The following is a 13,636-nucleotide window of genomic DNA, read 5'->3' on the forward strand; positions in this document are numbered from 1 at the left end:
GCGGCCCGGCTGCCATCCGGCGGCATGCGATGACAGCCGCGCTCGATCCCGCGCGGGAAAGCGCGCTGCACGCGCTCCGATCGGCGGCCGCGCATGCCGACACGCCCGACGCACGGCTGTTCGGCGTGCTCATCGCGGCTCGCGCGTGCCGTAACGAACTCTCGCTGCTGGGGCTGTCCCCCGACCAGTTCGCCGGCTTGCTCGCCCGGCAGTTTCCGTATCTGGCGCCCGTCGCTGCACTGATGCCAATGGTCCCGTTGGCAGTGTTACCAGCCAACCATTCTGCGTTCGTCGCGACGCTGCGCTCGCGGCTGATGGACGACGCGAATCCCGACGTCGCCCGCGACGATGCCGACTGCCTCGCGTCGATCATCGCGCATGCGTGCCTGCGCCCCGACCATCTCTGGCGCGATCTCGGGCTCGACGGGCGCGACGCGGTATCCGCGATGCTCGATCGTTATTTCCCCGCGCTGGCCGCGCGCAACGTCACCCACCTGCGCTGGAAGAAATTCCTCGCACTGGAAGTGGCGGCCTCACTCGGCGCGCCGCCGGGCCCCGCACCGGGGTGCCCGGGCTGCGAAGATTTCGGTTTCTGCTTTCCTCACGCGCGATAGCCATCGCGTCGACCAGCCTGTCCACTTGCGTCATCGACGTCATGGACCAGTGCGCGACGCGCATCCCATAAACGGTCACCTGGCGGCGCATGTTGTCCGCCGTCCATGACCGCGGTCAATGTCGATGCCGGTGATGAATGTCCGGAAAGTGCGCGTGACTGTGCGTGATCGGCAAATGCACGTGCGAATGCGAGTGCGGCTCGTTGCCGTCGTACGCAAAATCGTGCGTGTGCTGGTGATGTTCGTCGTGCCGGTGCCGGTGCGCATGCTCGAGTCGCTCGTGCTCGTGCATGTGCTCATGCCGCTCGCGCACGTGCAGCCAGATACCGAATGCCATCAATGCGGCGGCGACCCAGAACGTTGCCGGCGGCAGCGCAGGCCAGATCAGCAGCGACAGCACGACGCCGAACAGCGGCGCGATCGAGAAATACGCACCGGTCCGCGCGCTGCCGAGATGGCGCAGCGCGACGACGAATAGCACCAGGCTGATCCCGTAGCCGCCGAGCCCCGTCAGCATCGCAGCAGCCGTGACCGGTACGGCAGGCAGCGGCGCGCCGGTCGCCAGCGCAATGCCGATGTTCACGGGCCCCGCGCTCAGCCCCTTGACGCACGCGATGACCATCGCGTCGTTCGCGGCGACCTTGCGGGTCAGGTTGTTGTCGATCGCCCAGCACAGGCAGGCGCCGACGATCAGCAACGCACCGACCGGCACGCCGGCCCGACCCGGCACCCACGACAGCAGCGTGCCGCCGGCGACGATCGCGACCATGCCGAGAAACACCTGCGTATCCACGTTCTCGCGAAACACGACCCATGCGATGACGGCCGTCAGTACGCCTTCGAGATTGAGCAGCAGCGCACTGGTCGCCGCCGGCGTGCTCGACAGCCCGAGCATCAGCAACGCCGGGCCGGCCACACCGCCCGCCACGATCGCACCGGCCAGCCACGGCAGGTCGGCGCGCTGCAGCGGCGCGGCATCCGCGGCCGGTGCGCGGCGGTTGTGCAGCCTGCGCAGCAGGATCCCGATGCCGAGCCCGACCCCGCTGCCAAGATAGAACAGGCCGGCGACCATGAACGGCGACATTGCGCCGATCAGCGCCTTGGCGAGCGGTGTCGCCGCGCCGAACAGCGCGGCGGCCGTGAGTGCGACCAGAATCGCGGAATGTCTCGGGTTCATGATCCGGTTTGAATGGACGTTGAAAATCGGTGGACGCGACTCCGGATCGCGTGGGCGCGGGTTTCCCGCACCTTTCGAAATGCAAGCTGCGTCGTGCAATCAGGAGCCTGTCGGGATTATCGCGCGTCGCCCTGTCGCGATGCGCCCGACCAGATCGCTCACGTCCCGGCCGGCGATTCCGATATTGCTATTTCAGGAAACCGAATTATCAAGCGACGACGCCGATAAATTAAGGTATGCAAATCGTTTTCCTCGAAATGGAAAAGCATGTAGTCCCGATTGACGAGCGTGCCTCGTCCGGTTGCATTGCCTGGTTGACGCGGGATAGGTAGGTGCTGGCCGGCAAGCGCCGGGGGAGGCAGTCCTGACCTGCCTCCGTCGAGGCAGGTCAGTCCGTCGTGTCATGCGCCGCGTGCGACATGCATGCGGGTACGCGCCGTGCGGCGGACGGCGGCGGCGTTACTCGTTGCCGGCCACTTGCTGCTCGACCTGCGGCGTGGCGTCGGTCTGAACTTCTGCTGCATCCGCCGCCTGCGGTGCAGTCGCGGCCTCGGCCTGCTGCTCGGCCTTCGGCGGCTGCTGTGCGCCCTTGGCCGCTTGCGCGGCGCCCTTGCCGGGACGGCGCGACTTCAGCCGGCGTGCCCGTGCCGCGTCGTCATGCGTGACGCGCCCTGCTTCGTTACCCTGCAGGTCGACGCGCACCGCGTCTTCGACGAGGCACGACCAGTAACGGTTGCCGCGGCACCACGTCGACATGGCTTCGCGCAGTTCGGCCTCGGTGAGGCCGACGGCCTGTGCCTCGCGCGCCAGGTCGTCCCAGATGCCGACCTTGAGCGGCACTTTGGGGGCCGGATTCTTCGGGAACGCGCTCGGAAACTTCCGCTGCAGTTTGCCGATCGCGACGATGACCGGATCGACCGGTGCCGACGGCTTGGCCGAAGCGGGCTTCGCGCGATGCGGTGCCTTCGCACCGGCCCCGGCCTTGGCGCCAGCGCCCGGTTTGGCACCGCGAGACGGCCGGTCGCCCGACTTCGGCTTTGCGCCGGTGTCCGCCGGTGCTGCCGGCCGCTTCGCGTTGCGCTCCTGCTTGGCCTTCGCTGCGAGCTGCGCCCGCAATTCGGCAAGTTGTTCAAAACCCATAAATTCAATCCACCAGGAATATAAGGTGTGGTTCGTGCGGCCATGCCGCGCGGCTCGAAAGCTCGCCGCCGTGCGGGCGGCCCGTCTGCCGCCGATGCGGGACACTATGGGGCCGCATCGCGCACGCCACGCTGTTTTCAGGCACCCGGCCACGATGCCGGACAAGGCAGGGGTGGAAGTATACCGGTACGCGCGGTGGCCGGTTGACTCGCCGGTCTGCATTTGCCCGCCCCCGGAGGCCGGAAAGGCGTCCGCGCGGTCATGTTGCGCATTATATGGATACGCTCCCGGATGTCACGCCATTCGAGGACGTCGCGGAAATCGGGCCGAAGCCCGGCCCGGCTTCGGCAGCGGCCCGCCTCTCCCGTGCGGCATTCCGCGTGACGCGCGTCCTGTCAACGTCACGCGACAGGCCGTCCGACAGCCCGCGGCCGCACCGGACGCCCCCTCGATTCGTTGCGTTCGCATCGATCTCGTCGTGTACGAAGATGCCGGAAAATGCGTAGTATGGCCGGATTGACGTCGTCGGCAGCGCATCTCGGTCCGTTTCGCTGCACGCCCGATCAACCGGCGATGTTCTCCTTTGCCTGCGAAAAGAACCGGTTGTACGAAACGGAGCGGATACATGATTCCCCGACACGACATCGCGCACGACGGCATCACGCGCGAGGAAATTCACCATCGGCACATCGACATGCGCGGCTATCGGCGCAGCGACGGCCTGTTCGAAGTGACGGCCTGCCTCGCGGACCGCAAGACCAGCGATTTCACGCCACCGGGCGGTACGCGAACGGTCGCGGCGCTGTCGCCGATCCACGACCTCGGCGTGACGCTCGTCTTCGACGCCGACATGGTCGTTCGCGCGGTATCCACGTTCATTCGCGCGCATCCCTATGCGCAGTGTCCGGGCGGCGGCGACTCGCTGCAGGCGCTCGTCGGCCTGAGCATCGGCGCCGGCTGGAACAGCGAGGTTCGCAAGCGCCTGCCGTCCTGCGACACGTGCACGCACTTGAAGGAATTGCTCGGCCCGATCGCCACCACCGCCTATCAGACGATGGTCGGCATGCGGCGCTCGTCGCTGGACTACCGCGACAGCGAAGGAAAGCCGCTCAAGATCGACAGCTGCCACGCGTACAGCGCCTCGCGCGATCTCGTGAAACGTCTTTGGCCCGAATACCATCGGCCTTCGCCAACGGCAAAAGACGGCTAGGGTTTCGGTATTCGACCGGTTGTGCGTCCGCACGACCCGCGCCGCAAATCGCCACAACCACAACGCCGTCAAAAGACGCCCAGCGCGAGTCCCGCGGCCAGACCCGCACCCAGTTCCGCGCAGCGTGCGAGATCGTCGCCGTCGATCGTCTTCGCCGCGAGGATGCGCTCCGTTGTCTGCGCGTGGGTACAGACGATCAGCCCGGGCGCCACGTTCTTCAGCCGCCATCCGGTCGCGATCCGGTCGATCTGGCGCAACGCGTTCTGTCCGTCGCTTCCCGCGCAGATCATTGCCGCATACGGACGGCCGTTCACGCGATCGAGCGCCGCGTAGTAGCAGCGGTCGAAGAAGTCCTTCATCAGCCCGGACATCGCCGCGAGATTCTCCGGCGTCGCGAACAGGTATGCGTCGGCGGCCAGCACGTCATCCGCGCTCGTCGCATCCGCGCGCTGCAGCCTGACGTCGATGCCGGGTTGCTCGCGCGCCGCGCCGGCAGCCGCTTCGGCCATCTGTTGCGTGCCCCCGGTCATCGTGTGATAGACGATCAACAGCGTCTTCATGGGTAGTTGCTCGCGTTCGGCTTCAGATGCGCCGGCTTCGCTGTGCGCAGGGCATCCGACGCACGGTCAGTCCGGTGTGGCGCGCACGGCATCGCCGTCATCCGGCCGCGCGTAGTACGCGAGAAACATGTCGGCCGCGGACTCCGCGACTTTCCGTTGCTCCTGCGCCGTGAGCGGCGGCTGACCCATCGTGATCTGCGGCCAGAACGCAAATGCCTTCACGACGCCATGCAACTGGTGCGCGGCGAACACCGGATCGGTGACCGACAGGCGGCCGGCCGCCGCGGCCGCACGCACCCAGACCGTCACGTCTTCCTCGCGCTCGCCGAGACGCTCGACCATGTCGCGCGCGCGATCCGGCGAATGGATCGCAGCGCCGATCGCCACGCGCGCGAGTGCGAGAAACGCTTCATCGTTCAGCAAGCGCAACTTGCGGTCCAGCAACGCGAGCAGTTGCTCGCGCAGCGGCACGTCGGCGCGATAGGTCGGCGAGCCGCCGGTCTGCGTCGCTTCCCACAGCTTGTGCAGGATCGCCGCGAACAGCGTTTCCTTGCCCGGGAAGTGGTTGTAGACCGTGCGCTTCGAGACGTCCGCGCGCGCAGCGATACGATCCATGCTGGTCGCGTCGTAGCCTGCCGCGAGAAATTCCTCGATCGCCGCATCGACGATGGCCGCGCGCTTTCGATCAGTCAGGCGCAAGGGGGGAGTGCTGGTTTCCATACGAAAATTTTACACCGGGCAGTTTACTTATCCAAAAAATAAACTACACTGTTTAGTGTACTTTATTCTCCGGACGCCCCGACATGGCATCGCCTCTCGTTCTGATTCACCGTATTCTGGGTTTCGCCGCCGCCCGGCGCGGCCGCGCGCTGTCCGGCGGGTCGCCGCAGCACAACGGCGAGCGTTTCACCAATGTCGCGCCGCGTCCTGTCGAAGGATTCAGCAAGACACTCGGGATCGCGTGGAACATGCTGGTCAACAAGCCGCGCAACACCGTACCCACCGGCCCCGTGCCCGTCGATACGCTGACTCGCGCGACGCTCGATGCCGCCCCCGATCGCAGCCTGTACCGGCTCGGCCATTCGACGCTGCTGCTCAAGCTGCGCGGCGAATTCTGGCTGACCGATCCCGTATTCGCCGAGCGTGCGTCGCCGTTCCGACGCATCGGCCCCAAGCGCTTCCATGCCCCGCCGATCGCGCTTGACGATCTCCCGCCGCTGCGCGGTGTGATCCTCTCGCATGATCACTACGATCATCTCGACCGCGATACGGTGCTGGCGCTTGCCGCAACCACCGATGTGTTCGTGACCACGCTGGGCGTCGGCGACCGCCTGATCGAATGGGGCATCGACGCAAGGAAAGTTCGTCAGCTCGACTGGTGGCAGAGTGTCGACGTGGCCGGCCTGACGTTGACGGCGACACCCGCGCAGCACTTTTCCGGGCGCAGCCTGTTCGACGGCAACAGCACGCTGTGGGCGTCGTGGGTCATCGTCGACGACGACCTGCGCATGTTCTTCAGTGGCGACACCGGTTACTTCGACGGGTTCCGGACGATCGGCGAGCGCCTCGGACCGTTCGACGTGACGCTGATCGAAACAGGCGCCTATGATGCGCAATGGCCGTACGTGCACATGCAGCCGGAAGAAACCGTGCAGGCGCATATCGATTTGCGCGGACGCTGGCTGGTCCCGATCCATAACGGCACGTTCGATCTTGCAATGCATCGCTGGCAGGAACCGTTCGAGCGGGTCACGGCGCTGGCGCTCGTGCGTGGCATCGAGTTGTCGACGCCCAGGATCGGTGAGCGCCTCGATCTCGACGTACCGCATCGCGGCGAGCGGTGGTGGCGCACGGTCGACGAGCATGCGACGGCGCCGGCAACGAAATCGCGCCGCTGGCAACTTTGCGCGTCGCAGGCGACGAAGTAGCCGCTCCACCGATCGTTGCGCTTTCCGGCAATGCGGCCATGCCGCGATTCCGGATGGCGCATGCGTTGCCGGAGCATCTGCATATCGGCGGCCTGCCCGCCCCCGATTACCTGAATAGAGAAGTCATGCATCCGGCACCCGTCCAATATACCCCCGGCCAACGAGACGACGACGTCGCCGTCGCTGCATTCGACGGCGCAGATCAACGACCAGCCGGCCGCAGCCCCATGTGCGCTCTGCGGCAAACGCTCGCGGCACGTGTCGCGAAGTGGACCGAAGGCGCCGACCACGTCACCACGCCCATTCCGAACCTGAGCTTCCACCGCCGGGAAGCGCCGACTCAGCCGATGGACTGCATGGTCGAGCCGAGCTTCGGTCTTGTCGTTCAGGGCACGAAGCGGGTCATTCAGAGCGGCGACGCCTACATCTACGACGCCAACCGCTTTCTGATCACGTCGCTCGATTTGCCTGGTTCGACCCAGGTCATCGAGGCCAGCCACGAGAAGCCGTTTCTCGGGATCGGTCTCAAGCTCGATTTCCGTGTCCTGACGGAATTGATGATGCAGGTCGCACCAGATCGCGACGAAGCCCCCGTGGGCCGCGGCCTCGTCGTCGGCGACATGACCGAATCGCTGTACGATGCACTGAACCGGTTGCTGGCGTTACTGGACGACCCGAACGCCATTCCCGTTCTCGCCCCGTATGTCGAGCGGGAAATCTACTATCGCCTGCTGACGAGCGACCAGGGCGTTCGTCTGCGTCAGATCGCGTCTGCCGGCAGCCAGGGCAACCGCGTGTCACGTACGATCCGGTGGTTGCGTGCCCACTATGACGAGTCGCTGCGAGTCGACGATCTCGCAGCGCAAGTCCAGATGAGCAGTTCGACGTTCCATCACCACTTCCGCCAGCTCACGGGCATGAGTCCGCTGCAGTACCAGAAATGGATTCGGCTCAACGAGGCACGTCGGCTGATGCTGTCCGAGCGACTCGACGCCGCATCGGCATCGTTCAGGGTCGGGTATGCGAGCCCGACCCAGTTCAATCGGGAATACAGCCGGTTGTTCGGCAATTCACCACGGCGAGATATCGATAACCTGCGCGGCGGGATGGATGTCGTTCTGTCGATCGCAGCAAGTTATTGATCGCGGGCAATGATGGGGAGAGAGGCGGGCGCTCCGTTTTGGCCGAATCCGCAGAACACCAGTATCGGCTTCACCCGTATTTGATTGAGCCGGTTGAATCGGGGGAGCGCGACAGAATGCGCGCGTCGTGCCCACTCAGGATCAAATTGCTCAACATCTGTCCGGGGAACTCTCTTGGCTGTCTTGCGCGTGACAACGATCACGCCCGCGGGAGCGCGCATCCTGCACCCATAGCCGGACCCGTGGCGGACTCGCGGTCACTCACCCCTTTCTGAAGGTATCTGGGCTTCCCCTCCCAACAACCGCGGTGCCTGTTTCAGCATTCTGGTCCTTGGGCGCATATGCCCATCTATCGACTTCTCTCGAGGCGCCACGCATCACCAAATCGTGCGACTGACATGACGCGTTGTCACGTGACAACTCGCGTTGAATATCAGCACTGCGCGTCGGGCCAGAGTGTCGACATGACCTCAAGCTGACCACGACTAGCAACGAATCCGCCGCCCGCAGGCCTGGGTCACCCAAAAGCATTTTATTAACCACGAATTACGTATCAAAAGATACATTTTGTGTCGATCATCTGTGTATCGATGGCAACGGCAGACGGAAACGCCATACGCCCCCATTTCCACGAGCCATTTCGTTCATTTTGCGTGAAACAACATGAAGAATGTGGCGCAAGCCATTGCCAGACAAGGATTTCCAAGAATACCCCATTTCTCGAAAATGTTTCACGACACGATCCGCCTGCGTTGTCACGCGCCGTTTGGCGCGTGAATTCTCACCTATTCAGCCGGTTTCTCGGTGTCGCGGTCGCAGATGCGCGCCGGGATGCATCGATGGCAACATCGGCGTTCGACGAGACCACACCCCTCCCCTGCCGACTGGCGGACGAAATGAAACCACGGAGAGTCCCCAAATAAACGGGGACACATCACTGACATTCGATACACCTGCAACGGATCCATATTATTCCAGGCAGTCCCAAGGACTCATGCAAGGGCAAGTGCACGCTTGAGCAGGGAGTCAGCAGCGGTTCGTTCAGAGCGATAATCCGCTCTCCATAACTCGCCATCCTCAGGCGCTTGCTCACGGTGATACCCGAGCGGCTTCTCTCGATCAATTCATCAAGCGGCCAAGTCAGGAGTTTTGGTTGTCACGTGACAACTCACCAGCGTACCGTGCAGCGAGCCACATCGAGCGGTTAACCACCGTCTGTGAAAATCCGCCTTGGTAGACAACGCCTAAGATCTCGATGCTGTTCGCTTCACTGCTCCAGGAAGATGCCGCGAAGGCACTCCAGGCGCATCTCAACAACTCGTTTGTCACGTGACAACTCGCCTCATCAGATAGTCGAGCAAGGTCAAGAGCCGAATATCGGATACAGAAATGGAATAGTCGGGGTCGATACCAGGGCCTGGTCAGAAACCTCCTGGCGATGTACCGCGATGCCCGGGACCGATTTCCAGCGACTTGTCACGTGACAACTGGATGCTTCTTCGATGTCCAAGATCCTAACCAATCGAAATCGCTACGAGTAAAGCGAGAGATGGAGATCTGTCGCGGCAGCCGGTTTTCACGCTGCGTCTTATCGTCGACATGAAACCGAGCAAATCTTTTCCTGGCTCTAGTGATCGCATTGATGAAGCGATCGAAAGTTATATTTTTACTGGAAAATTTTTGTTGATAGCAAATAGACCATTTGGCCTACTTGTCACGTGACAACCACATAGACCGTCAAGATATGCATTGCATCGAATGCTTTTCTGGACATTTTGCCAATAACTACATATATTACGCAAAACTCCTTGGAGGAATTTAATGGCTTTCAAGATCGCCGTCAGTAATCAAAAAGGTGGGACTGGGAAGACAACCATCTCCGTCAACATCGCGGCCGCGTTCGAGGCCGGCGGGAATAAAGTCGCGTTGATCGATGCCGACCCTCAAGGCACATCTGTCCGCTGGGTCACGAGTGGCGAGAACACCCTGCCGATGACGGTCCTTTCGCTGGCGCCCGCCGGCCGCGGCATTGGTGGCGAGATCAAGAAGCAGGACGCGAACTTCGACGTGATCGTCGTCGACTGTCCCGGCAACCTCGAAGATCCGCGCATCGCATCCGTCCTTGAAGTCGCCGATTTTTGCCTGGTGCCGCTGTCGCCGTCGCCGGCCGACCTGTACAGCACCGTCGCGATGATCCGTATGATCGAATCGATGCGCGCCGTTCGAAACCCTAATCTTTCTTCCGCATTAATGCTGAATAGCGTCAATGGAAAAACTAAAATGCGTGAAGAAATTTTAAAAATTCTAAGGGCTGAAGAAATAGGGGAGCATCTGCTCGACAGCCAGATCGCGCAACGCGAGGTCTATCGTCAGACATTCGCGCTCGGCACCACGATCCACCACCACAATCGATACCTGAAGGGCCTGAAAGAGGCCCGCGCGGAAATCGAAAAGCTGGTCACGGAAATGGCCCAATACATCGCGTCGACGCGCGCTACCGGAGCCGCCCATGGCTAAGGACACTTCGAAAGACAAGAAACCCACCGGCAACCTGCACCTCGCTGCCGGCCTGTTGCGCGGACTCGCGCAGGAAAATGCGGCCCTCGAAACGCGGCTGCCCGAACCCGCGGCCGTTGCAAATGTTGCCGCCGAGGCGACGCCTGCTGGCACGCCCCCCGCAGTCACGCCCGCCGGGACGCCGGATCTTGGCGCACCTCAGAAGGTGCTGGTCAAGGACTGCATCCCGAATCCGTTCAACCCGCGCGTGTTCTACTCGGAGTCGAGCCTGCACGAACTCGCGCTGACGTTGAAACGGGAAGGGCAGATCGAGCCGATCAAGGTCACGCGGCTTCCCGAGTTTCCCGGCAAGCTCGTCGTGATCGACGGGCAACGCCGGCTGCGGGCGACGAGCATCAACGGCGACGAGACCATCAACGCCACGTTCCGCACGGACCACACGCCCGAGCAGCTCTATACGATCGCGTATCGCGCGAACCACGACCACGAACGCCAGACGATCTTCGACGACGCGGTTGCGTGGAAGCGCCTCCTCGACGAAAAGGTCTTTTCCGACCAGAACACGCTGGCGGAAAAGATCGGCAAGGACAAGGCATCGATCAGCAAGACGCTGTCGCTCAACGCACTGCCCAACACGCTGCTGGAGCGGATGGCCGGCGCGAACGACGTTGTCGGCCTGCAGGCGGCGTACTTTCTGAAGCTGATTTTCGAACGCCTGGGCGAACCGACGGCCGACCGGCTGCTGACGGCCGTGATCGACCGGAAAAAATCGGTCCGCGATCTCGAGAATTTCCTGCGTGCGCAGAGCGACGGCAACAAGAAAACGGGCCGCACGCGCTACAGCGTCCGTCACGACTTCGCGCTCGAATCGCGCGCGATCGGCCAGTTGAAGACCTACCCGGACGGCCGTCTCGATCTGCAGCTCAAGGGCGTCGACGCGTCCCATCAGGAGGCGCTTGCCGACCAGCTCAAGATCGTCATCGATGCTTACGTCGCCGAGCTGGCGACGGCCGCGCAAAAGTAACTAACGCGCCCAAAGCAGAAGGCCTCGCATCCGCGTTGCACCGCGAAGCCGGACGACCGCAAAGTCCGGCGCGCGATGCAGCTCGGCTGCGAGGCCTGGATCAGTTGCCTGCGAGACTGCTTTTGAGCAGGAATTCCAGCAGGTCGTCCGAGGTCGGTTCGCCCCAGGTATCCAGTGCCAGCCATCGGAAGAAGCTGGTCTGCGCGAGCTTGCTCGCCTTCTTCTTCGGCGACAGCGTCAGGTCCTTCGAGCCCACTACCGTCTCGTTGTAGCGTTCGAGCAGCTTGGTCTGGTCATCGATCTCCAGTTCGCGGAAATACGCGCCGGCTTCCTCGACCTTCGCCGCCAGATACTTGTCGCGAATCTGCTCCTGCTTGCTCTGCGCGGATTCCTTCGCCGGTGCGACCGCCTCGGTTCCCTGCCCGTCAGCCAGCGTATAGCCGTGCGTCAGCGCCTTGCGGAAATACGCGGCCACGTTGTCGACCGGCGCCGCATTCTTCTTCGTTGTCCGATTGAGCGTATAGGCGATCGCCGCCTTGATGCGCTGCACGCCGTATTGCGTGATCAGCCGGCGCGCTTCCGAACGCGGAATGCCGAACTTGGCGACTTCCTCGACCAACGCTTCGTTCTTGACGTCGCCGTCTTCCACCGTATCGGCGCTCTGCTTGCGCGTCACCTTGAACTGCACGGCTTCCACGCTGCGGCCGGACTTGTGTTCGATCAGCTCGAGCGTGTGATCCGATACTTCGTTCACCTCCTGAATGCACGGCACCAGGACCTTGCTCTTGAACAGCTTGTATTCCTTGTACGACTGCGACGCCTTGTCCTGGCCGAGAATGAGGTCACGGAATTTCGGCAGCGGGATCTTTGCGGTGATGCCGATCCCTTCGTAGCGCACCGTGTTTTCCCACAGGGCGAGCGAGTGCGACCGCCGGAATTCGCGAGCGATCCGCATATCGATCAGCGCGTAGATTTCGGGGTTCAGCAGTTCGCTGCGAATCTGGTCCGAGAAACTGTACTTCAGCACCGATTGCTCGAGCTCCGCGCCGGCGAGCAGGCCCGACGCTTTCCAGACCGTCGAACGGTCCGCGGCCAGGTAGTCCCAGTTGACGACGGTACTGATCAGCGAGTTGACCGTGTCCTTCACGTACTTCGTGTTGTTGCTGTTCAGCCCGCTCTCGTGCGAAAGCGACGCGATCGAGATCGAGAAGCTGGTCCGGCCAGGCTCGAACGCCTCCTGCCGAAGTGCGTTCTTGATCAGCGAGCTGAACATCTTGCGCTGCTGCAGCCCGATCTTTCCCGACTTGGGCGCGATATGGATCGCCTGGACCGCCTTGCGCAGCAAGTCGGGAGGCTCGGGTGTCTGAAACAGTGAAACCTGTTTGTCTGAGCCTTTGCTTGCGGGCTTGCGCGGCATCGTGATGTCCGGATAAGGTGACCTTGTTGATAGCAGACTTTATACCTTTTCTCGTCCGGGAGCAACGTCATTGCTCCAGTATCACTTTCACTATCACGTCTAACTATCAGATAAAAAAGGGGAAATTTCGATTATTTGGTTTGCAAGGAGCCCCATATCCATCTACCTTTGGAAAAAAATGCTTCCCAAAAGCCGCTACCTTTCGTGTCCGGACACCGAAACCCGGCACGAGATTTGCCCCCACGAAGGTAACCATCCATGGGAGACAATCGACCGCAATCGAGATCGTCGGCGGAATTCGTGGTGCCCTGCAGCACAACACGTTTTTCCTCCCATAACTTGCTACCTTCATCGATTCCCACAGGAGGGTACCTTTCAGCGTCATCGATTTCATTCTTTTCGATCCCGCCCGCGGAAATCGCTCCCATAAATGGCAACCTGCCATTTCCCCCATAGCAGGTAACCTTTATGCTCCAACGATCCAGTCCATGGGAAAGGTTTCCGGAACACCACGGTGAATTTCAGCCAATCGACCCGAGCAGGTTCCCATAAAAAGGTACCTTCGAGATACCCCATAACTGGCTACCCAAAGAAAATCGCTGTGCCTTGAGGGACTCATGGATCGAGAAAAACGCCCCATAAAAGGCTACCCTCAAGCATCCCCATAGACGACTACCCAGCGCGATTTACGACCGATTTCCCATAACCGGGTACGCTCGCCCCATATCCACAACCCCCAATCCCCACAACTCGGTACCCCATTCCCCAAATCCACAGACCTGAAACCCCAGACCCTTCCACCTGTGCTCCCATAAATGGGTACCGAACACCGCTCAAACCCTTGTGGCACAAGGCTGTGAGCCGTCTAAAAGTAGTTAAAGAAGTAAACGTGGTTTACAAAAGATGT

General features: G+C 62.1%; 11 protein-coding genes. 6 read left to right on the forward strand and 5 right to left on the reverse strand.

The window, feature by feature from the left end; all coding sequences use genetic code 11:
• The first annotated feature begins 29 nt into the window (after positions 1-29).
• Positions 30-614 carry a nitrogen fixation protein NifQ gene (locus AC0KUR_RS11210; protein ID WP_473375884.1) on the forward strand — a complete coding sequence of 195 codons (585 nt, stop codon included), beginning with the start codon at positions 30-32 and terminating at the stop codon, positions 612-614.
• A 115-nt stretch (positions 615-729) separates the two neighbouring features.
• Here the strand turns inward: AC0KUR_RS11210 and AC0KUR_RS11215 are convergent, their stop codons facing one another.
• Positions 730-1,791: a DMT family transporter gene (locus AC0KUR_RS11215; RefSeq protein ID WP_049033618.1), complete on the reverse strand. Its 1,062-nt coding sequence runs from the start codon at positions 1,789-1,791 to the stop codon at positions 730-732.
• Positions 1,792-2,250: 459 nt separating this feature from the next.
• Positions 2,251-2,931 carry a ProQ/FinO family protein gene (locus tag AC0KUR_RS11220; RefSeq protein ID WP_226252625.1) on the reverse strand — a complete coding sequence of 227 codons (681 nt, stop codon included), beginning with the start codon at positions 2,929-2,931 and terminating at the stop codon, positions 2,251-2,253.
• Between the two features lie 625 nt (positions 2,932-3,556).
• Here AC0KUR_RS11220 and AC0KUR_RS11225 point away from each other — a divergent pair.
• A complete protein-coding gene (locus AC0KUR_RS11225; protein WP_473375885.1) occupies positions 3,557-4,141 on the forward strand; it encodes a DUF2889 domain-containing protein in 585 nt (194 codons plus the stop codon).
• Positions 4,142-4,209: 68 nt separating this feature from the next.
• Here the strand turns inward: AC0KUR_RS11225 and AC0KUR_RS11230 are convergent, their stop codons facing one another.
• Positions 4,210-4,701, reverse strand: a complete 492-nt coding sequence (locus AC0KUR_RS11230) for a flavodoxin family protein (protein ID WP_034191725.1) — start codon at positions 4,699-4,701, stop codon at positions 4,210-4,212.
• 66 nt (positions 4,702-4,767) lie between these two features.
• A complete protein-coding gene (locus AC0KUR_RS11235) occupies positions 4,768-5,421 on the reverse strand; it encodes a TetR/AcrR family transcriptional regulator (RefSeq protein ID WP_069704944.1) in 654 nt (217 codons plus the stop codon).
• A gap of 83 nt (positions 5,422-5,504) precedes the next feature.
• On the opposite strand from AC0KUR_RS11235, the gene AC0KUR_RS11240 reads away from it, so the two are divergent.
• The 4 genes from AC0KUR_RS11240 (at position 5,505) to AC0KUR_RS11255 (ending at position 11,312) form a co-directional block, all read left to right on the forward strand.
• Positions 5,505-6,629, forward strand: a complete 1,125-nt coding sequence (locus AC0KUR_RS11240) for an MBL fold metallo-hydrolase (RefSeq protein WP_473375886.1) — start codon at positions 5,505-5,507, stop codon at positions 6,627-6,629.
• A 125-nt stretch (positions 6,630-6,754) separates the two neighbouring features.
• Positions 6,755-7,771, forward strand: coding sequence for an AraC family transcriptional regulator (locus tag AC0KUR_RS11245; RefSeq protein WP_473375908.1), 1,017 nt, complete (start codon positions 6,755-6,757; stop codon positions 7,769-7,771).
• A gap of 1,821 nt (positions 7,772-9,592) precedes the next feature.
• Positions 9,593-10,288, forward strand: a complete 696-nt coding sequence (locus AC0KUR_RS11250; protein ID WP_031398033.1) for a ParA family protein — start codon at positions 9,593-9,595, stop codon at positions 10,286-10,288.
• A complete protein-coding gene (locus tag AC0KUR_RS11255; RefSeq protein ID WP_034191721.1) occupies positions 10,281-11,312 on the forward strand; it encodes a ParB/RepB/Spo0J family partition protein in 1,032 nt (343 codons plus the stop codon). Before AC0KUR_RS11250 ends, AC0KUR_RS11255 begins: the two co-directional genes overlap by 8 nt.
• A 100-nt stretch (positions 11,313-11,412) precedes the next feature.
• On the opposite strand, the gene AC0KUR_RS11260 is transcribed toward AC0KUR_RS11255, so the two are convergent.
• Positions 11,413-12,729: a replication initiation protein gene (locus AC0KUR_RS11260; protein WP_034191720.1), complete on the reverse strand. Its 1,317-nt coding sequence runs from the start codon at positions 12,727-12,729 to the stop codon at positions 11,413-11,415.
• Positions 12,730-13,636 lie beyond the last annotated feature (907 nt).

This window comes from Burkholderia sp. YHN3-13, assembly GCF_055810675.1.